This is a genomic window from Rhodococcus sp. BUPNP1 (assembly GCF_002215235.1).
Classification (GTDB): domain Bacteria; phylum Actinomycetota; class Actinomycetes; order Mycobacteriales; family Mycobacteriaceae; genus Rhodococcus.
On record NZ_NERM01000026.1, the window covers coordinates 1 to 20,121 of the forward strand.

Genomic DNA, 20,121 nt, shown 5'->3' on the forward strand with positions numbered 1-20,121 from the left:
CGGAGCCGCCGATGCCGATGTTGACCACCGTGGCGATCTTCTGCCCGGTGGCGCCGCGCCAAGCCCCGGTGCGGAGGCGGTCGGTGAACTCGCCCATCCGGTCGAGCACGGCGTGGACGTCGGCGACGACATCGACCCCGTCGACGATCAGTGTCGCGTCCCGGGGCAGGCGCAGGGCGGTGTGCAGCACCGCGCGGTCCTCGGTGACGTTGATGTGCGCACCCGAGAACATCGCCTCCCGAGCGGTGGCGATCCCGGCGGTGTCGGCGAGCTCGAGCAGAGCCTGCAGGACGGGGGTGTCGAGGCGCTGCTTGCTGAAATCGATCACCAGATCCCCGGCACGGACCGTCAACGCCGAGACCCTGTCGGGTTCGGTGGTGAACAACTTCCGCAGCGACACCGATTCGAGCCGGTCGCGATGGTCTTCCAGAGCTTTCCACGGTGCCGTTGCGGTTACGTCGCTCATGTCGTCGACAGTAGTGCGCCCCGACACGGTGCGCCCGGTATGCGACCGTGCCCCCGATGTGACCGTGCCCGGTGTGACTGTGCCCGGTGTGACGAAGGGATCCCTCGGTTTCCCACAGCGAGCGACCGCGGCGCGCATGATGGGGCATATGGATGCTGCAGAACTGATTCGGTCCGTCCCCACCGACCTGTTCCTCGGCGGTGAATGGGTGGCGGCCGAGAACGGAGCCACCTTCGGAGTCCACGATCCCGCGACCGGCGACGAACTCACCCGAGTCGCCGATGCCGCGCCCGGCGATGCCCTACGGGCCCTCGATGCGGCCGTCGCGGCCGGTCCGGAATGGGCAGCGACCCCGCCGCGCGAACGCGCCGAACTGCTGCGAGCGGTCTGGCAGAAGATCACCGAGCGCGCCGACGACTTCGCGCTGCTCATGACACTCGAGATGGGCAAGGCACTACCGGAGAGCCGATCGGAGGTGACCTACGGCGCCGAATTCCTGCGATGGTTCTCCGAGGAGGCGGTCCGCATCGCCGGTCGCTACACGCCCGCCCCGGCCGGCACCGGACGCGTTCTCGTGACGAAACAACCCGTCGGTCCCTGCCTGGCCATCACGCCGTGGAACTTCCCGCTCGCGATGGGAACCCGCAAGATCGGTCCCGCCCTCGCGGCCGGGTGCACGATCATCGTCAAGCCCGCGTCCGAGACACCCCTCACGATCCAGCTGCTCGCGCAGCTCTTCGACGAGGCAGGGCTGCCCAAGGGTGTCCTGTCGGTGCTGCCGTCCTCGCATGCCGGTGAGGTCACCGGTCCGCTCCTCGAGGATCCCCGGCTGCGCAAGCTCACCTTCACCGGCTCCACCGAGGTCGGGCGCATGCTCGCCGAGAAGGCCGGTCGTTCGCTGCTGCGCACCTCGCTCGAACTCGGCGGCAACGCGCCGTTCGTCGTCTTCGAGGACGCCGATCTCGACGCGGCGGTCGAGGGTGCGGTGGCAGCCAAGCTGCGCAACGGGGGAGAGGCCTGCACGGCCGCGAACCGCTTCCACGTCCACAACTCGGTGCGCGACGCCTTCGTCGCCAAGCTCACCGAGCGCATGGCCTCGTACAAGCTCGGACCGGGAACGGACCCCGACGCGACGCTGGGCCCCCTGGTCAACGAGAACCAGAAGAAGACCGTGATCGAACTCGTGCAGGACGCGGTGTCGGCGGGTGCCTCGGTGCGCCTGGGTGGTGAACCCGCCGACGGTCCGGGATGGTTCTACCCGGCCACCGTCCTCGACGACGTGCCCAAGCAGGCCCGCATCCTGCAGGAAGAGGTGTTCGGGCCGGTCGCGGCCGTCACCGGCTTCGACACCGAGGAGGAAGCGCTCGCGGCGGCGAACGACACCCGCTACGGGCTCGCCGCCTACATCTTCACGCGCGACCTCGACCGGGCCCTGCGCGTGTCGCACGCGCTCGAAACGGGCATCGTCGGTGTGAACCGCGGTGTCGTCTCGGATGTCGCGGCCCCGTTCGGCGGAATCAAGGATTCCGGGCTGGGACGCGAAGGCGGTACCGAGGGCATCGAGGAATTCCTCGAGACCAAGTACATCGCCCTGCAGTAGGGAACTCAGCGATGGGCCGGACGGCCCCGCCGTCAGTGACTCGTACGGCCCCGCCGTCAGTGACCCAGGCGGCCACGCCCGAGGCGGAGCAGCAGCATCGCCAGGGTGTGGCCTTCCTGGCCCAGCTCGCTGAACCGCTCGAGGACCTTCATCTCGCGGCTGTGCACGAGACGGGTGCCGCCGGACGCCATCCGGGTACGCCCGATCATGCGGGAGACCTCGGTGCGCCGCTTGACCGCGGCCAGGATCTCGGCGTCGAGACGATCGATCTCCTTGCGGAGCTCCTCGATCTCGGCCTCGGTGGGCACTCCGGTGTCGTCGGCCTCGGCCGGTGTTCCGGCGTTCGCCTGGCCCGGCTCGCCGGAAAGGGAAGAATCGATGTGCGTGCTCATGTCGTCTCCTCGCATCTGCTCTGATGGATCGCCCGTATGGGAGCGGCTGTTACCGGTATCGGGTCGGGCCGGCAGTCGGGAATCGACAGCGACAACCGGAACTCGATCCGAGCCTGCAAAGGACAGAAGACATGGCCTCCAGTTTGCCACTCACCCTGTAGGCCCTGCCACTCGGCTTGATCGACTTCGTGGTCCGGATCCGTTGTCCGAGCGGTCCGGTAGTTTGGTGAAACGATGAACACTCCCGTCGCGCTCGCACACTCCCGTCCCGGATCCGATGCTCTTCTCGAAGGGCTCAATCCGCAGCAGCGGGAAGCGGTCACGCACGAAGGGGCCCCGCTGCTGATCGTCGCGGGCGCGGGCTCCGGCAAGACTGCGGTGCTCACGCGCCGCATCGCCTATCTACTGGCCGAGCGCGGCGTCGCCCCTGGTCAAGTGCTCGCCATCACGTTCACCAACAAGGCCGCGGCCGAGATGCGCGAGCGGGTGGCGGCCCTGGTGGGGCCGCGCGCGAATGCGATGTGGGTCTCGACCTTCCACTCGAGCTGCGTCCGGATCCTGCGCGCGCAGGCGGGTCTGCTCCAGGGCATGAATTCGAATTTCACGATCTACGACGCCGACGATTCCCGTCGTCTGCTCACGATGATCGCGAAGGATCTCGAACTCGACAGCAAGAAGTACTCCGCCCGGCTGCTGTCCACGCAGATCTCGAACCTGAAGAACGAACTGATCGGGCCCGAGGAAGCCGCCCACGAGGCGGAGACCGATTCGGCGGCCACCGAACTCACCCGCGTCGTCGCCCGGGTCTACGCGCACTACCAGCAGCGCCTGCGCACGGCGAACGCCTTCGACTTCGACGACCTCATCGGCGAGACGGTGGCGCTGCTGCAGGCGCATCCGCAGGTCGCCGAGTACTACCGGCGCCGGTTCCGTCACGTGCTGGTCGACGAGTACCAGGACACCAACCACGCGCAGTACGTGCTGGTGCGCACCCTCGTGGGCGATCCGGAGGAGGAATCCGCCGTTCCCCCGAGCGAACTGTGCGTGGTGGGCGACGCCGACCAGTCGATCTACGCCTTCCGCGGCGCCACGATCCGCAACATCGAGGAGTTCGAGCGCGACTATCCGCAGGCGCGCACGATCCTGCTCGAGCAGAACTACCGCTCCACCCAGAACATCCTGTCGGCGGCCAATTCCGTCATCTCCAAGAACACGGGTCGCCGCGAGAAGCGGTTGTGGACCGATTCGGGCGAGGGCGAACTCATCACCGGCTACGTCGCCGACAACGAGCACGACGAGGCGCGGTTCGTCGCCGCCGAGATCGACCGGCTCGTCGACGGCGGCGACACCACCTACTCCGACATCGCGGTGTTCTACCGCACCAACAACGCCTCCCGCGCGTTCGAGGACGTCTTCATCCGGCACGGTGTGCCCTACAAGGTCGTCGGCGGTGTGCGGTTCTACGAGCGCAAGGAGGTGCGCGACGTCGTCGCGTACCTGAAGGTGCTCGACAACCCCGACGACACGGTGAGCCTGCGCCGCATCCTCAATACCCCACGCCGCGGTATCGGCGATCGCGCCGAGGCGTGCGTGGCGGTGCACGCCGAGCGGCTCGGTGTGAGCTTCGGGCAGGCCCTCACCGACGCCGCAGCCGGCAAGGTCGCGTTGCTGAACACGCGGGCGCAGAAGGCGATCGCCGGTTTCGTCGAGATGATGGACGGCCTGCGGGCGATGCTCGTCGCGAGTGACGCCGACGGCAACGACATGGTCGACATCGGCGACGTCGTCGAGGCGATCCTCGAACGTACCGGGTACAGTGCCGAGTTGTCGGCGAGCGACGATCCGCAGGACGGCGCCCGTCTCGACAATCTCCACGAACTCGTCAGCGTGGCAAGGGAATTCAGTGCCGACGTCCGAAATGCGGCCGGGATCGTCGACGACGAGCGCGAAGAGGGGGATCCCGAACCGGGCTCGCTCGCGGCGTTCCTCGAGAAGGTCTCGCTCGTCGCCGACGCCGACCAGATCCCGGAGAACGAGGCCGGCGTGGTCACGCTGATGACGCTGCACACCGCGAAGGGCCTCGAGTTCCCGGTCGTCTTCGTCACCGGTTGGGAGGACGGCCAGTTCCCGCACATGCGCGCCCTGGGCGATCCGGCCGAACTGTCCGAGGAGCGGCGACTCGCGTATGTCGGCATCACGCGCGCGCGGCGGCGTCTCTACCTCACACGTGCCGTGCTGCGGTCGTCCTGGGGTCAGCCGCTCACCAATCCGGAATCTCGCTTCCTGCAAGAGATTCCGCAGCATCTCATCGACTGGCGGCGCCTCGAGCCCACACCCGCGCGTGGTCAGGCGATCGGCTCGGGCACCGGTTCGCGCTTCGGTGCGGGCGAGCGGCGCGGTTCGTCGGGCACACCGAGTTTCGGTGCGGCGCGCGGACGCAACAACCAGTTGGTGCTCGACGTCGGCGACCGCGTCAGCCACGACAAGTACGGTCTGGGAACGGTTCTCGAAACCCGGGGTTCGGGCCCCACGGCCACCGTCGTGATCGACTTCGGCAGTGCCGGCAAGGTGCGGTTGATGCTCGTCGGCGGTGTGCCGATGATCAAGCTGTGATGCCCTGAAAGCCTGTGGCAGGCGCGGATTCGCACGCAGGAGCGGGTCCGCGCCGAAACGGGCAAGAGGGTGGAACGGGACGCAGTGCCGAACGTACGGCGGCGAGGTCGGTCAGTCGCGCTGGACGCCGAGGGCGATACCGCGGGTGGCGAGCCACGGAACGGGGTCGATCTTGTCGACGCCGTTGAGGTGCACCTCGAAGTGCAGGTGCGGGCCGGTGGAGAAGCCGCGGTTGCCCATGGTGGCGATCTGGTCGCCGGCCATGACGTGCTGACCCACGGTCACCAGCGACTGGTCGATGTGCCCGTACACGGTGACGGTGCCGTCGGCGTGGAGGAGGCGGACCCACATGCCGAAGCCGGAGGCCGGACCGGAATCGATGACCTCACCGTCGGCGACCGCCAGGATCGGGGTGCCGATGGGGCCTGCGATGTCGACGCCGGCGTGAAGGGTGCCCCAGCGGGCGCCGAAGTTCGAGGTGAACGACCCCACGGCGGGGAGGACGAACAGCGGGCGACGGGCCGCGGCCTCGCGCGCAGCGCGTTCCTCGCTGAACCGCTGGCCCTTGGCCAGGAGATTCGAGAACTGCGACAGGTCGTTCGGGTCGGCGATGTTGAGCACCTGCGGGGCCTGCGACGGCTCGGCGTCGGCGCTCGGCGCGAACTGCGCGGCCTGGGGCACTGCAGTGGCGGTGATGATCGAGGAATCGGCTTCGCCGGCGGCGAGAGCGACCTCGGAGTGCTCGGTGTTCTGTCCCGGACCACCGTTGGCTGCGGCCTGGCCCGCGGCGACCACGGCGCCTGCGGCAACCGCGAAGACCGCGGCGCGGCCCTTGAGGGCGGTGGGGGGAGTGGGAAGTCGATGGGCTCCACCGCGGGACGCGGGAGCGGTGACGTCGGTGCTCTCGTCGGGACGATCCTGCGCGAAGCGGTCGTCGCGGACGGCGTGGCCGAAGGAGTCGGAGTAGTAGGTGGGCTCGGGACCGGGGCCGGTGTTGCGGAAGTCCATCGTGGCGGCTTCCCAGGCGTTCCAGTCTTCGGGTGCCGATTCGGGACGGCGGGTTCGGCTCTCGGCACTCGGGTTACCAGAGCGCATCGCCATCCTCCGTTCGTGACCTCATCGTTACTTCGACCAGGCGACGGTAACGAAGCGATCGCGGGGGTGGCAAGCCGTAGTTCGTCCGGCGGACGTTATGTGAGTGGCATCACAGTGCAAACCGGGGCAAATTGGGACATGCCCCAGCGGTCGGCGTCCCAAACACTGTTTTCCGACATGTCACGAGTCCGTTGCGTCGCGGCAGCGTGGGATCCGGTGTCGGAGGGCGAGTGGTTACCTGTCATTCTGAACCGAGTGCTCCGCTCGAACGTGGCGTCCGCCACGTTCCGGGAGGGGAACTGCGAAGTCGTTCCCGGACCTACGCGCGCGTGACCTGTGCCACATGGGACTGCCGCGCGTGATCCGCGGCCCGGCCGAGAAACTAGAGTCCGAAACGACCCGCTCGATACCCCGGAGCGGGCGTGAACGCAGACGAGACGGTGAGCAGATGGATCTCTTCGAATATCAGGCGAAGGAACTCTTCGCCAAGCATGACGTGCCGACGTCGGCCGGCCGTGTTACCGACACTGTCGCCGGTGCCCGCGAGATCGCGGAGGAAATCGGCAAGCCGGTCATGGTCAAGGCCCAGGTCAAGGTCGGCGGCCGCGGCAAGGCCGGTGGCGTGAAGTACGCCGCCACCGCAGACGACGCGCAGACCCACGCCGAGAACATCCTCGGCCTCGACATCAAGGGTCACATCGTCAAGAAGCTCCTGGTCGCCGAGGCCAGCGACATCGCGGAGGAGTACTACATCTCCTTCCTGCTCGACCGCACCAACCGCACCTACCTGGCCATGTGCTCGGTCGAGGGCGGCATGGAGATCGAAGAGGTTGCCGCCACCAAGCCGGAGCGCCTCGCCAAGGTCCCCGTCGACGCCGTCAAGGGCGTCGACCTCGCGTTCGCGCGCGAGATCGCCGAGAAGGGCCACCTGCCCGCCGAGGTCCTCGACGCCGCAGCCGTGACCATCCAGAAGCTGTGGGAGGTCTTCGTCAAGGAAGACGCTCTCCTCGTGGAGGTCAACCCCCTCGTCCGTACCCCGGACGACCAGATCCTCGCCCTCGACGGCAAGGTCACCCTGGATGCCAACGCCGACTTCCGTCAGCCCGGCCACGCCGAGTTCGAGGACAAGGACGCCACGGATCCCCTCGAGCTCAAGGCCAAGGAGAACGACCTCAACTACGTCAAGCTCGACGGCGAGGTCGGCATCATCGGTAACGGCGCCGGCCTGGTCATGTCGACCCTCGACGTCGTCGCCTACGCAGGCGAGAAGCACGGCGGCGTCAAGCCCGCCAACTTCCTCGACATCGGTGGCGGCGCCTCGGCAGCCGTCATGGCCGCCGGTCTCGACGTCATCCTGAACGACGCTCAGGTCAAGAGCGTGTTCGTCAACGTCTTCGGTGGCATCACCGCGTGCGACGCGGTCGCGAACGGCATCGTCAAGGCCCTCGAGATCCTCGGCGACGAGGCCAACAAGCCGCTGGTCGTCCGCCTCGACGGCAACAACGTCGACGAGGGTCGCCGCATCCTCGCCGAGGCCGACCACCCGCTGGTCACGGTCGTCGCCACCATGGACGAGGCTGCCGACAAGGCGGCCGAACTCGCCTTCGCAGCGAAGTAAAGGGACACACAGAACAATGGCAATCTTCCTTACCAAGGATTCCAAGGTCATCGTCCAGGGCATCACCGGCGGCGAGGGCACCAAGCACACCGCGCTCATGCTCAAGGCCGGCACCCAGGTCGTCGGCGGCGTGAACGCCCGCAAGGCCGGCACGACGGTCTCGCACACCGACAAGGACGGCAACCCCGTCGAGCTCCCCGTCTTCGGCTCCGTCGCCGAGGCCATGAAGGAGACCGGCGCCGACGTCTCGATCGCGTTCGTTCCCCCGGCCTTCTCGAAGGACGCCATCGTCGAGGCCATCGACGCGGAGATCCCGCTGCTCGTGGTCATCACCGAGGGCATCCCCGTGCAGGACTCCGCCTACGCCTGGGCCTACAACGTCCAGAAGGGCAACAAGACCCGCATCATCGGCCCCAACTGCCCCGGCATCATCACCCCGGGTGAGGCGCTCGTCGGCATCACCCCGGCGAACATCGCCGGCAAGGGCCCGGTCGGCCTCGTCTCCAAGTCGGGCACCCTGACCTACCAGATGATGTTCGAGTTGCGCGAGTACGGCTTCTCGACCGCCATCGGCATCGGCGGCGACCCGGTCATCGGCACCACCCACATCGACGCCATCGAGGCGTTCGAGAAGGACCCGGAGACCAAGGTCATCGTCATGATCGGCGAGATCGGCGGCGACGCCGAGGAGCGTGCGGCCGACTACATCAAGGCCAACGTGACCAAGCCGGTCGTCGGCTACGTCGCGGGCTTCACCGCTCCCGAGGGCAAGACCATGGGCCACGCCGGCGCCATCGTCTCGGGCTCCTCGGGCACCGCTCAGGCCAAGAAGGACGCTCTCGAGGCGGCCGGCGTGAAGGTCGGCAAGACGCCGTCCGAGACCGCTGCGCTCGCTCGCGAGATCCTGCAGTCGCTCTGACAGCAGCGTCGCCTTCCGTGCGCGCCTTCCGGTGGCTCCGGCCATCGGGAGGCGCGCACGCGCTTTTTCCGGCGTGAATCCGGTCAGATGTCGATCCAGTCGACTCCCGCGGGTTCGAGTTCGCCCGCCCCGGACGTCAACGACGCCACCCAGCCCTCCAGTTCGCTCCGCTCACGCCCCGCGACGGTGAGGACGACCCGGTCCGCATAGGCCACGTCGAGCACCGCGACCCCGCGCCCGCGCAGTTCCGCCTCCACGCGACCCGCCTCGCCGTGATCGATCGCGAGGGTGAACTTCTCCTGCTGCCTGCGCTCGACGAGAGGCGCCTCGTCCAAGGCCGTCGCGACCGCACCCGAGTACGCGCGCACCAGCCCGCCCGCGCCGAGCTTGATCCCTCCGAACCACCGGGTCACCACCACCGCGACGTTCACGAGCTCCCGGTGGTGCAGGACCTGCAGCATCGGGATACCGGCCGTGCCGCCCGGCTCCCCGTCGTCGCTCGACCGCTCGGCGCGTGCCGACGGGGCGTCACCCACCACGAATGCCCAGCAATGGTGTCGGGCATCGGGATACAGTCGGCGTTGTTCGTCGACGAAGGCGAGCGCGGCGTCGGCCGTGTCGACACGACGAACCGCCGCGAGGAAACGCGAGTGCTTCACCTCCGTCTCGACCACGACGTCGGGGCCCGGGGCGAGAGTGTGCGGCATGGACCCCATTCTCTCGGGTAGTCCCTAGGCTGTTGACTGCAGGACGAGTGACCGACACACACCGATCGACGGCAGGAGAATCGATGACATTCCCCGCAGGCGCATCCGCCCAGAGCAAGGTGGTGCCGTTGCTGCTGCCACTCGCGGTGGCCGTGCTCGGTGCCGTGAACTTCCTGCTCGGCCTCACACCCTTCGTGAACATCACCTTCGGCTCCCAGGTGGCGCTCACGTCCTTCGATTTCGGCTTCGCCGTCGTGCCGCTGGCCTTCCTGCTCTTCGGCGGTGTGAGCGCGGCACTGTCGCTGCTCCCCGGCCAGGATCTGCGTGCCGTGGCCGTCGCGGCGTCGGGCGTCGGTTTCGTGACGTCCCTGTTCCAGCTGTTCCATCTGCCCGAGGACACCGGGATCGCGTGGGGCGGCGTGACGATCCTCGTCCTCGGTTTCCTGCAGTTCGCGCTGGCGCTCGTCGCGTTGCTGTTCGGCCTCGGCATCCTCGTGTCCGGCCGGTCGGGTGAGCGGAGCTCCTTCGGTTCGCCGCAGGGCGCCGGGCAGTACCAGGGATTCGGGACCGGACCGGGAACCGGTCAGCCCCAGGGCTCCGGGGCGCCGCAGGGTTATGGTTCGCCGCAGGGTTACGGCCCGCAGGGATACGGCCAGCCCTACGGCGCGCAGCAGGGAGTCACCGGCGGGCAGTCCCAGTTCGGTGCGCCCCATCCCGGCCACCAGGCGTATCCCGGACAGCAGACGTCGGGTGAGTACTCCGGCGCGCAGCAGTACTCGGGGTCGCAGCAGTACGGCGGGTCCCAGCAGTATCCGGGCGCCCAGCAGTACGGCGGGCAGCAGTACAGCGGAGCCCAGCAGTTCCCCGGTTCACAGCAGTTCCCGGGCGCCCAGCAGTACGGCGGGGGAGCACAGTATCCCGGTGCGCAGCAGTACGGCGGACAGCAGTACACCGGTGCGCAGCCGACCCAGCAGTATCCGGTTCAGGAACCGCACGGCGCTCAGGACTCGACGGACCACACCGACACCCGGGCGGACGGCACAGTCACCCGGGCGGACGGCACAGTGTCCGATGACGACACGGCGGGCACGGAACGTCGCGAGGAGACCGGGACCACTGCGACCGGCGACCAGGAGGCCACGCAGGCCTTCCGCGCACCGGACGACCAGCGGTGATCGGCGCGCCTGACACCACGACCGCCGTGTCGGTGACACTCTCGAACCGATGACTTCGACGCTCGGCCGGTCCACCCGGCACGTTCCCACCGACGACGACAGCCTGGACCCGGAGCGGTTCCGCATCCTGCTCGGCACTGCGGCCCGCGTACCGGCGGTGACGCTCGCCGTCGTGGCCACCATCGTGGTGACGACGATGGTCGTCGCCAACAGCGACCTCACCGGCATCTACGCCGCGATCGCCGGCACGTGGCTCGCTCTGCACCAGGTGACGCTCACGATCGACGGCACGTCGCTCGGTGTGCTGCCGCTGCTGCCCACCGCGGTCCTGGTGTGGCAGGCGGCGCGCGGATGCGCGTCCGCGGCCGACGCGCTCGTCGAGAGCAGCGGTTACGCCCTCGATCGTCAGGACGTCTCGCGCATCACCGTCGCCGTCCTCGCCGGCCCGCTGCTCGTGACCGCGGCGTCGCTGATCGTGCTGCAGGATGCGGCGAGCGTGCTGCCGGTAACGCCCCCGAACGCCGGCGCCGCGCTCGCGTGGGTCACCGGCATCTACCTCCTCGCGGCCCTCATCGGCATCGGGTCCCGCGTGTGGAGGCCGCTGGTGCGCTATTACGCAGCGCCCGACTGGCTCGTGCTCGCCTTCCGTCCGGCACTGCGGGTGCTGCTGGGAATGTTCGCCCTCGGTGGGGTGGTGGTCGTCGCCGGACTGCTGTGGTCGTGGAACGTCGTCGGTGAACTGCTCGCGCGCGGGGATCACTGGACCGGCGTGCTGGGGCTGACGGTGATGTCGATCCTGTACCTGCCCAACGTCATCATCGGTGCCGCTGCCGTCCTGGCCGGCAGCACCGTGCACTTCGGCGACATCCATCTGAGCCTGTTCGAGGCGACGGGCGGCGACCTCCCGGCGCTGCCGGTGCTTGCGGCGGTCCCCTCGGGCCCGGCCGCAGCGTTCTGGCCGGTGCTGCTGGCCGTTCCGGCGACGATCGGTGCGCTGCTCGGCCGTTTCGCCGCGCAGCGAACCCTGCAGGCGAAGGCCGACGGTGCCCCGGTGGGCAGCGCCGACGCTTCATGGACGGTGCTCGCTGCCGCAGCGGGCGCCGGACTCGTCACGGCGCTGGCGACCTGGGTCGCGGGCGGCCCGCTCGGCGTCTTCGGCACGGTCGGCGCCAACTGGTGGCTCGCCGGAATCCTCGTCTTCGCCTGGTCGGGCCTGCTCGGCATCATCACGGCCCAGCTGCTCGTGTGGCGCGAAGGTCGCCTGGCCGCGGCGGCACTGCGCGCCGACACCGAGGTGGCCGAGGAGACCTCGGAGGACGCGGCGGACGACACCGCTGATGCAGGAGCCGACCCAGAACTCGAGGCGCCCGAGGGCGAGACCCCGGCACTCGAGGCTCCTGTGGCAGAGGACGCCGATGACGCGGATGCCGACGACGAGGAGGAATCCTCGGTCGAGGACACCACCGCCGCCGAGCGCGAGGTCGCAGAAGTCGACGGGGACGAAGCCGCCGCAGTCGAGGAGGACGAGGCTGCCGAGGACGACGCGGAGAGCCTCGAGGACGATGCGGACGCCGACGACGTCATCGACGCCGAGGTGGTCGAGGTGGTCGACGAGGATGACGCCGAGGACGAGGACGAGCCCGACGAGGAGGTCGCGAACAAGGCCGAAAAGGGCGCCGACTAGGCTCTCCTACGGCCGGTCGATCGGCCGACCCACCTCGACTTCACAGGAGTGGACCCTGACTGCCTCGCGTGACCAGCTGCCGCCCACCGCGCCGGCGCGGCTCGTCGTCCTCGCCTCGGGCACGGGCAGCCTCTTGCGTTCGCTGCTCGACGCCACCCGGACCGACGGATATCCCGCGACGGTCGTCGCTGTCGGTGTCGATCGCCAATGTCCCGCCGAAGGGCACGCCGCCGACGAAGGCATCCCGTCGTTCCGCGTCGCGTTGCGCGACTTCGAGGACCGCACTTCGTGGGACCGCGCGCTGACCGACGCGGTCGCCGCCCACGAACCCGACCTCGTGGTGTCCGCGGGCTTCATGAAGATCCTGGGTTCGGCCTTCCTCGAGCGGTTCGCCGGCCGCATCATCAACACTCATCCCGCGCTACTGCCGTCGTTCCCCGGCGCGCACGCCGTTGCCGACGCCCTTGCCTACGGCGTCAAGATCACCGGTTCGACGGTGCATCTCGTCGACGGGGGCGTCGACACCGGCCCGATCCTCGCGCAGGAAGCCGTGCAGGTGCTCGACGACGACGACGAGGACACCCTGCACGAGCGCATCAAGGTTGTGGAGCGACGGCTGCTGGCCGAGATGGTCGCCGCCGTCGCCACCCGTGGAGTTGTTTCCGATGGACGAAAGGCCGTGATCCCCGGTGACCGAACGTAAGACTGTGCGCCGCGCGCTGGTCAGCGTGTACGACAAGAGCGGGCTGGTGGAGCTGGCGACAGGGCTCCACGCGGCAGGTGTCGAGCTGGTCTCGACCGGCTCCACGGCCAAGACCATCGCCGACGCAGGCGTGCCGGTGACGAAGGTCGAGGAACTGACCGGCTTCCCCGAGTGCCTCGAAGGCCGGGTGAAGACCCTGCACCCGCGCGTGCACGCCGGCATCCTCGCCGACACCCGCAAGCAGGACCACCTCGACCAGATCGCCGATCTGGGCATCGAGGCGTTCGAGCTCGTCGTCGTGAACCTCTACCCGTTCACGCAGACGGTCGCCTCGGGTGCGAGCCCCGACGAGTGCGTCGAGCAGATCGACATCGGTGGCCCGTCGATGGTGCGCGCCGCGGCGAAGAACCACCCGTCGGTTGCGGTCGTCGTCGACCCGGCTGCCTACGGTGACGTGCTCGCCGCCGTCGAGGGTGGCGGTTTCACCCTCGAGCAGCGCAAGCGTCTTGCCGCGCAGGCGTTCCAGCACACCGCCGCCTACGACGTCGCGGTGGCGAGCTGGATGAACAGCGGCTACGCGGCGCCCGAGGGCGACGAGTCGCAGTTCCCGGCGTGGACCGGCGCGACCTGGGCCCGCTCGAACGTCCTTCGCTACGGCGAGAACCCGCACCAGGCCGCGGCCCTGTACGTGAACGAGGCGGGCGAGCCGGGGCTCGCGCAGGCCGAGCAGTTCCACGGCAAGGAGATGTCCTACAACAACTACCAGGACGCCGACGCCGCCTGGCGCGCCGCGCACGACCACAGCGAGCCGTGCGTCGCGATCATCAAGCACGCCAACCCGTGCGGTATCGCGATCGCCGACGACATCGCCACGGCACACCACAACGCGCACGAGTGCGATCCCGTCTCGGCCTTCGGTGGCGTCATCGCCGCCAACCGTGAGGTGAGCGTCGAGATGGCCGAGCAGGTCGCCGAGATCTTCACCGAGGTGATCATCGCCCCGTCGTACGCCGACGGTGCCGTCGACGTGCTCTCCCGCAAGAAGAACATCCGCATCCTGCGCGCCGATTCACCGAAGTCGGCTCCGGTCGAGATCCGTCAGATCTCCGGTGGTCTGCTGCTGCAGGAGCGCGACGTGCTCACCGCGGACGGCGACTCCACCGCCAACTGGCAGCTCGCGTGCGGCGAGGCCGCCGACGAGGCCACGCTGCGCGATCTCGAATTCGCCTGGCGCGCCTGCCGTGCCGTGAAGTCCAACGCGATCCTGTTGGCTTCGGGCGGCGCGACCGTCGGTGTCGGCATGGGTCAGGTCAACCGCGTCGACTCGGCGCGACTCGCCGTGACCCGTGCGGGTGATCGTGTCGCCGGGTCGGTGGCCGCGTCCGACGCCTTCTTCCCGTTCGCCGACGGTCTGCAGGTGCTGACCGAGGCCGGCGTGAAGGCGATCGTGCAGCCGGGTGGCTCGGTGCGCGACAACGAGGTCATCGAGGCCGCTCGCGAGGCCGGCGTGACGCTGTACCTCACCGGCGCACGGCACTTCGCGCACTAGGGAACGAACCACACACGCGCGGCACCCGCGCGCACCGCCGCTCAGGCGGCGTGCGCGTGGGTGCCGTTGTCGTGTGCGGTGTGTTCGACGGTGCGCTTGCCGCGGCCCTCGGAGATGACCAGCTTGGCAGCGCCACGGTCGAGCAGCTCGCGGATGAGATCCGCGGAGGCGGCGCCACTCTCGGTACCGCCGACCCGGCTCAGGTCGATGGTGATGGCGTGACCGGTGAGGTCGTCGGGCAGTTCGGTCGACACGGTGCCGCCGGATTCGATGCGCAGTTTCATGGTGTTTCTCCTGTCGAGGTGATCTTGTACGGGTCGCGGTCGGGGATAGAGAAAGGGCACCCGGGGCGTATGTGCCCCGAGTGCCCGAGAACGAGTCGTCGTGTGACTTCTATTCTCGGGATCGCTCCGCCGCGAAGTGGAAGAAGAAGTGAGAAAACGGTACGGAACAACCGGCTACGTACATGTGCTTGTATCGCATCGGACCGTACCTTTCTCGTGTGAACCAGTTGGTTAACGGATGACCATACACGAACAACGCGGAATGGACATTTGTTATTTCTGCGTCGTCCGTGCGTGGGGTCGGGTGCTCAGCCCCTCAGCTTGTCGAGCCACGCCTCGAAACCGGACGTGAACTCGTCGGAGAAGGGCAGGTCGGCGACGTAATCGGCGCCCGTCGACTGCTGGTCGCCGATGTCCTTGAGCACGTGGTTGGTGCGCGCCATGCGCAGCGACGTCAGGCGGGTGTGCACGAGCGCCGCGTCGAGCGCGTCGACGTCCTCGACCCGCACCTGGATGTCCTTGGACGAGACCGCGGTGAGCACCGGCAGGTCGCCGGCGACCTGTGCGGCGAGCATCCGCGGATCGAGCGCGTCCTCCTCGGCGAGTGCCTTGGCGTTGGCGGGGACGAGCCCGGCATTGCGCAACGGCTCGGGCAGGGTGTCGCTGAGGGTGCCGTCGGCGCGGAGCGACTCGACCGCGCCCGTGAGCGCGACCCGCAGTTCGTCGGCGATCTGGACGGGGAGCTGTCCCGCGGCGACGACGGCGTCGAGCTGCGCGTCGATCTGGGCGGTCAGCAGGTCGAGCAGGCGCACGGCGAGCGGTTCGAGCAGACCGAGTCCGGCGACCGCGTCGTTGTCCTGGGCGAGCGACAGCGCGATCAGCGCGCCCTCGCTGTGCCCGACGACGTAGAGCCGCTCCGGGTCGACCCCGCGCTGCGAACCGAGGAAGGCGAGTGCGTCAGCGGCGCCGTCGATGAACGTCGAGAAGCCGAGATCGGCGACGTCCTCGACGCTGTACGGGCCGAGGCCGGTGACACCGCTGCCGAACTTGTCGTAGCGCAGGCTCGCGAAGCCCTTGCGTTCGAGCACGTCGGCGAGGTGCTGCAGGGTGCCGATCGAGCCGGGGAGCAGTGCGCTGTCGCCGTTGCGGTCGGTGGGGCCGCTGCCGGCGAGCAGCAGGACGGCGGGCACCGGACCCCTCATGGAGACGGGTACCCGCAGGCTGCCGTGCAGGGTGACGTCGCCGCTGGAAAAGGTGATCTCGGTGTCCGACATGTCATGTGTCTATCAGAAGTCGCCGGGCCGGCCCGTATCGAGGGCGCCGCGGTGTGGCGTCGGTTTCGTCCGTGACGAACGGGCACGGCGCACCCGGCGGTAACCCCGCACTCCGAGCCACCCGAACAGCGCCAGCAGGGGGATGACGAGCAGGGGAGCGAGCAGCGCGATCAGCGACGTGACGAACGAGGTGACGCTCTCGACGATCGACAGCACCGGATTGCCGAAACCGGCGGTGGTCGCCGTGCTCGCGACCCGCGTACCCGTCTGCGCAGTGCTCACCGCCAGGGCGGTCGGGGCGCCGATGACGATGCCCGCGAGCGCCGCCATCGCGGGATCGAGGCTCGCGAAGGCCGCCCACGCCGCGAGCGCACCCGCGACCGGCCGGGTGACCGTGCCGACGGCGGACAGCGCGTTGTCCACGAGCGGCACGAGGTCGGCGACGACCTCCACGGCGGTGGCGATCGTCAGGGCGACGAGCGCCGAGGTGGACCCGAGCCACTGCATCGATTCGTTGAGGACCACGCCGAAGAGTTCGAAGTGGACCGCGGCCGACAGGAGCAGCAGCGGCAGGAAGGTGCGCAGCCCGGTGGCGGCCGCGAGCCCCAGCCCGAGCAGGGCCGCCAGGATCCAGGTGTCCATGCGGCGAGTGTAGGCGGACCGGTCGCGGGATCACGGATGCCGAAACGGCGGTTCGGTCGTACCTTGGGTGAGGTGACGTCACCCACACCGCGCCCCTCCACGGTCGGCGAGCTCCGCGCCTCCGGCCACGTGCAACGGTCCGTCAAGGACGAGATCCGGCACAACCTGCTCGCTGCGCTGCGCGACGGTACCGATCCGTGGCCCGGAATCCTCGGTTTCGAGGACACCGTCGTCCCGCAGCTCGAACGCGCCCTCATCGCCGGCCACGACGTGGTCCTGCTCGGCGAACGCGGCCAGGGCAAGACGCGCCTGCTGCGCACCCTGCCGCTGCTGCTCGACGAATGGACCCCGGTCATCGCCGGCTCCGAACTCGGCGAGCACCCCTACGAACCCATCACCCCGGCGTCGATCCGCCGTGCCGCCGAACTCGGCGACGACCTGCCCGTCGCGTGGCGGCACCGCAGCGAGCGGTACGCCGAGAAGCTCGCGACGCCCGACACCTCGGTCGCCGACCTCGTCGGCGACGTCGACCCCGTGAAGGTCGCGGAGGGTCGCAGCCTCGGCGACCCGGAGACGATCCACTTCGGTCTCGTGCCCCGCGCGCACCGCGGCATCGTCGCCGTCAACGAACTGCCCGACCTCGCCGAACGCATCCAGGTGTCGCTGCTCAACGTCATGGAGGAACGCGACATCCAGGTCCGCGGCTACACGCTGCGCCTGCCCCTCGACGTGCTGCTCGTCGCGAGCGCGAACCCCGAGGACTACACGAACCGCGGTCGCATCATCACCCCGCTCAAGGACCGTTTCGGCGCGGAGATCCGCACGCACTACCCGACCCGGCTCGAGGACGAGATCGCCGTCATCGAGCAGGAGGCGCACCTGCAGTCCCGCGTGCCCGACTATCTCTTCGAGATCCTCGCCCGGTTCACCAGGCTGCTGCGCGAATCGACCTCCGTCGACCAGCGTTCGGGTGTCTCGGCGCGGTTCGCCGTCGCCGGCGCCGAGACCGTCTCGGCCGCGGCGCTGCACCGCGGTGCGGTCCTCGGTGAGGACGATCCGGTCGCGCGTCCCGTCGACCTCGGCACGGTCGTCGAGGTGCTCCGCGGCAAGGTGGAGTTCGAATCCGGCGAGGAGGGAAGGGAATTCGAGATCCTCGATCACCTCCTCCGGCGCGCCACGGCCGAGACCGCCCGCTCGCGGCTCGCGGGCGTCGACCTCGGGCCGCTGGTCGCCGCCGTCGAACAGGGTGATCCGGTGGTCACCGGTGAGCGGATCACCGCGAAGGTGCTGCTCGACGAACTGCCCGAACTGCCCGTCCTCGACGCCGTCGCCGAACGGCTCGGCGCCACCGACACCGGAACCCGCGCCGCGGCAGTGGAACTCGCCCTCGAGGGTCTGTACCTGGCGCGGCGCATCGCCAAGGACACCGGCGACGACGGCTCGGCGGTGTACTCCCGATGAGCAGGTCGGCCCGCTACGGTCCGTATGCCGGGGGCGATCCGCTCGCCCCGCCGGTGGACCTGCGCGACGCGCTCGCCGCGATCGGCGACGACGTCATGGCCGGCGCGTCACCCAAGCGCGCCCTGCGGGAGTTGCTGCGTCGCGGGCAGGACGGCATGCGCGGCCTCGACAAGCTTGCCGCGCAGGCGAACCGGCGCCGACGTCAGCTGCTCGACCGCACCAATCTCGACGGCACCCTGCGCGAGGTGCGCGAACTGCTCGACCGCGCCGTGCTCGAGGAACGCAAGGAGCTGGCCCGCGCCCTCGACGACGACGCGCGGTTCGCGGAGATGCGGATCGAGGAACTACCGCCGTCGACGGCGCAGGCCGTGCAGGAACTCGCCGACTACGACTGGCGCAGCGCGCAGGCCCGGCAGGACTACGAGAAGATCCGCGACCTGCTCGGCCGGGAGATGCTCGACCAGCGCTTCGCCGGGATGAAGCAGGCGCTCGAAGGGGCCACCGACGAGGACCGGCAACGCATCTCGGAGATGCTCGAGGACCTCAACGATCTGCTCGACAAGCACTCCCGCGGTGAGGACACCGAGGAGGACTTCGAGCAGTTCATGGCCGAGCACGGCGAGTTCTTCCCGGAGAACCCGCAGAACGTCGAGGAACTGCTCGACTCCCTCGCACAGCGGGCCGCGGCGGCGCAGCGGCTGCGCAACTCGCTCACCCCCGAGCAGCGCGACGAACTCGACGCTCTCGCACAGCAGGCCTTCGGATCTCCGGATCTGATGAGCCAGCTCGACCGTCTCGACGGCCACCTGCGTGCCGCGCGTCCCGGCGAGGACTGGACCGGTTCCGAGCAGGTGCGCGGCGAACAGGGCATGGGTCTCGGTGAGGCCACCTCGGCGCTGCAGGAGCTGTCCGAACTCGACCAGCTCGCCGAGCAGCTGTCGCAGCAGTACGCCGGGGCGTCCCTCGACGACATCGACCTCGACGCGCTCGCCCGTCATCTCGGGCCCGAGGCCGCAGCCGATGCGCGTACCCTCGCCGAACTCGAGAAGGAACTGCAGCGGCAGGGCTTCTTCGACCGGGGTGCCGACGGGCAGTGGCGACTGTCGCCCAAGGCCATGCGCCGGCTCGGCGAGGCGGCCCTGCGCGACGTCGTCAATCGCATCTCGTCGCGCACCGGGCAACGCGAGTCGCGGCGGGCGGGTGTGCTCGGCGAACCGACCGGCGCGTCGAAGGCATGGGAGTTCGGCGACACCGAACCATGGGACGTCGTGCGGACCCTCACCAACGCGACCCTGCGCAGTCCCGGTCTGCCGGTGCGGATGTCGGTGCAGGACGTCGAGGTGATCGAGACCGAACAGCGGACGCAGGCGGCGGTCGCGCTGCTCGTCGACACGTCGTTCTCGATGGTCATGGACGGTCGCTGGGTGCCGATGAAACGCACGGCCCTCGCGCTGAACCACCTCGTGTCCACGCGCTTCCGCGGGGATGCGCTGCAGCTCATCGCGTTCGGTCGGCACGCTCGTGTGGTGTCGGCGCCCGAACTCGCCGGGCTCGACGGCGTCTACGAGCAGGGCACCAATCTGCACCACGCCCTGATGCTCGCGGGTCGTCACCTGCGTCGTCATCCCAACGCGCAGCCGGTGGTCTTCGTCGTCACCGACGGTGAACCCACCGCCCACCTCGAACCGGACGGCTTCGCGGCCTTCGACTACCCGCCGAGCGCACGCACTCTCGGGCTGACGGTGCGCGAACTCGACCACATCGCGCGGCTCGGCGCCCAGGTCACGATCTTCCGGCTCGGCAGCGATCCGGGTCTCGCGCGGGTCGTCGACGTGCTGGCGCGTCGCGTCGGGGGACGGGTGGTCGCGCCCGACGTCGACGGTCTCGGGGCGGCGGTCGTCGCCGACTACGTGCGGGCCCGTCGGCGGTCGTAAGGAGT

At 69.3% G+C, this 20,121-nt stretch carries 16 protein-coding genes and 1 pseudogene; 10 read left to right on the top strand and 7 right to left on the bottom strand.

Going from position 1 to position 20,121, the window contains the following annotated elements; all coding sequences use genetic code 11:
* Positions 1-466: pseudogene (locus B9C99_RS20890) on the bottom strand (glucose-6-phosphate isomerase); the annotation flags it as partial.
* A 148-nt stretch (positions 467-614) separates the two neighbouring features.
* Between B9C99_RS20890 and B9C99_RS20895 the strand changes: the two are divergent.
* Positions 615-2,066, top strand: coding sequence for an NAD-dependent succinate-semialdehyde dehydrogenase (locus tag B9C99_RS20895; RefSeq protein ID WP_026061403.1), 1,452 nt, complete (start codon positions 615-617; stop codon positions 2,064-2,066).
* A gap of 56 nt (positions 2,067-2,122) precedes the next feature.
* Here B9C99_RS20895 and B9C99_RS20900 read toward each other — a convergent pair whose 3' ends face one another.
* A complete protein-coding gene (locus B9C99_RS20900) occupies positions 2,123-2,458 on the bottom strand; it encodes a chorismate mutase (RefSeq protein WP_016693405.1) in 336 nt (111 codons plus the stop codon).
* A gap of 234 nt (positions 2,459-2,692) precedes the next feature.
* On the opposite strand from B9C99_RS20900, the gene pcrA reads away from it, so the two are divergent.
* Positions 2,693-5,071 (top strand): DNA helicase PcrA, encoded by a 2,379-nt coding sequence (gene pcrA / locus B9C99_RS20905; protein WP_088899213.1) that lies wholly within the window; start codon positions 2,693-2,695, stop codon positions 5,069-5,071.
* Positions 5,072-5,182: 111 nt separating this feature from the next.
* On the opposite strand, the gene B9C99_RS20910 is transcribed toward pcrA, so the two are convergent.
* The gene (locus tag B9C99_RS20910) at positions 5,183-6,166 is read right to left on the bottom strand and encodes a M23 family metallopeptidase (RefSeq protein ID WP_088899245.1); all 984 of its coding nucleotides are present in this window, start codon (positions 6,164-6,166) and stop codon (positions 5,183-5,185) included.
* Positions 6,167-6,614: 448 nt separating this feature from the next.
* On the opposite strand from B9C99_RS20910, the gene sucC reads away from it, so the two are divergent.
* Positions 6,615-7,784: an ADP-forming succinate--CoA ligase subunit beta gene (sucC, locus tag B9C99_RS20915; RefSeq protein ID WP_016693408.1), complete on the top strand. Its 1,170-nt coding sequence runs from the start codon at positions 6,615-6,617 to the stop codon at positions 7,782-7,784.
* A gap of 16 nt (positions 7,785-7,800) precedes the next feature.
* Entirely contained in the window at positions 7,801-8,703 is a 903-nt protein-coding gene (gene sucD, locus B9C99_RS20920; RefSeq protein ID WP_006553762.1) for a succinate--CoA ligase subunit alpha, read from the top strand.
* Positions 8,704-8,786: 83 nt separating this feature from the next.
* Here the strand turns inward: sucD and B9C99_RS20925 are convergent, their stop codons facing one another.
* Positions 8,787-9,410, bottom strand: coding sequence for a YigZ family protein (locus tag B9C99_RS20925; protein WP_088899214.1), 624 nt, complete (start codon positions 9,408-9,410; stop codon positions 8,787-8,789).
* A gap of 83 nt (positions 9,411-9,493) precedes the next feature.
* Between B9C99_RS20925 and B9C99_RS26295 the strand changes: the two genes are divergently transcribed.
* Genes B9C99_RS26295 through purH form a run of 4 tightly spaced genes read left to right on the top strand, consistent with a single transcriptional unit; the run spans position 9,494 to position 14,521 of the window.
* Complete coding sequence (locus tag B9C99_RS26295) at positions 9,494-10,585, top strand: DUF5336 domain-containing protein (protein WP_088899215.1); 1,092 nt, start codon at positions 9,494-9,496, stop codon at positions 10,583-10,585.
* Between the two features lie 49 nt (positions 10,586-10,634).
* Positions 10,635-12,269: a DUF6350 family protein gene (locus tag B9C99_RS20935; RefSeq protein ID WP_088899216.1), complete on the top strand. Its 1,635-nt coding sequence runs from the start codon at positions 10,635-10,637 to the stop codon at positions 12,267-12,269.
* Between the two features lie 55 nt (positions 12,270-12,324).
* Positions 12,325-12,972 (top strand): phosphoribosylglycinamide formyltransferase, encoded by a 648-nt coding sequence (gene purN, locus B9C99_RS20940; protein ID WP_225623810.1) that lies wholly within the window; start codon positions 12,325-12,327, stop codon positions 12,970-12,972.
* Positions 12,959-14,521, top strand: coding sequence for a bifunctional phosphoribosylaminoimidazolecarboxamide formyltransferase/IMP cyclohydrolase (gene purH, locus B9C99_RS20945; RefSeq protein ID WP_088899217.1), 1,563 nt, complete (start codon positions 12,959-12,961; stop codon positions 14,519-14,521). Before purN ends, purH begins: the two co-directional genes overlap by 14 nt.
* Positions 14,522-14,562: 41 nt before the next feature.
* Here purH and B9C99_RS20950 read toward each other — a convergent pair whose 3' ends face one another.
* The 3 genes from B9C99_RS20950 to B9C99_RS20960 form a co-directional block, all read right to left on the bottom strand.
* Positions 14,563-14,805 carry a hypothetical protein gene (locus tag B9C99_RS20950; RefSeq protein WP_016693414.1) on the bottom strand — a complete coding sequence of 81 codons (243 nt, stop codon included), beginning with the start codon at positions 14,803-14,805 and terminating at the stop codon, positions 14,563-14,565.
* 308 nt (positions 14,806-15,113) lie between these two features.
* The gene (locus B9C99_RS20955; protein WP_088899218.1) at positions 15,114-16,079 is read right to left on the bottom strand and encodes an alpha/beta hydrolase; all 966 of its coding nucleotides are present in this window, start codon (positions 16,077-16,079) and stop codon (positions 15,114-15,116) included.
* A gap of 12 nt (positions 16,080-16,091) precedes the next feature.
* On the bottom strand, positions 16,092-16,721 hold the full coding sequence (locus tag B9C99_RS20960; RefSeq protein WP_016693416.1) for a DUF4126 domain-containing protein: 630 nt from the start codon (positions 16,719-16,721) through the stop codon (positions 16,092-16,094).
* A gap of 72 nt (positions 16,722-16,793) precedes the next feature.
* Between B9C99_RS20960 and B9C99_RS20965 the strand changes: the two genes are divergently transcribed.
* A complete protein-coding gene (locus B9C99_RS20965; protein WP_088899247.1) occupies positions 16,794-18,182 on the top strand; it encodes an ATP-binding protein in 1,389 nt (462 codons plus the stop codon).
* On the top strand, positions 18,179-20,116 hold the full coding sequence (locus B9C99_RS20970; protein WP_016694304.1) for a VWA domain-containing protein: 1,938 nt from the start codon (positions 18,179-18,181) through the stop codon (positions 20,114-20,116). Before B9C99_RS20965 ends, B9C99_RS20970 begins: the two co-directional genes overlap by 4 nt.
* The last annotated feature ends 5 nt before the right edge of the window (positions 20,117-20,121 follow it).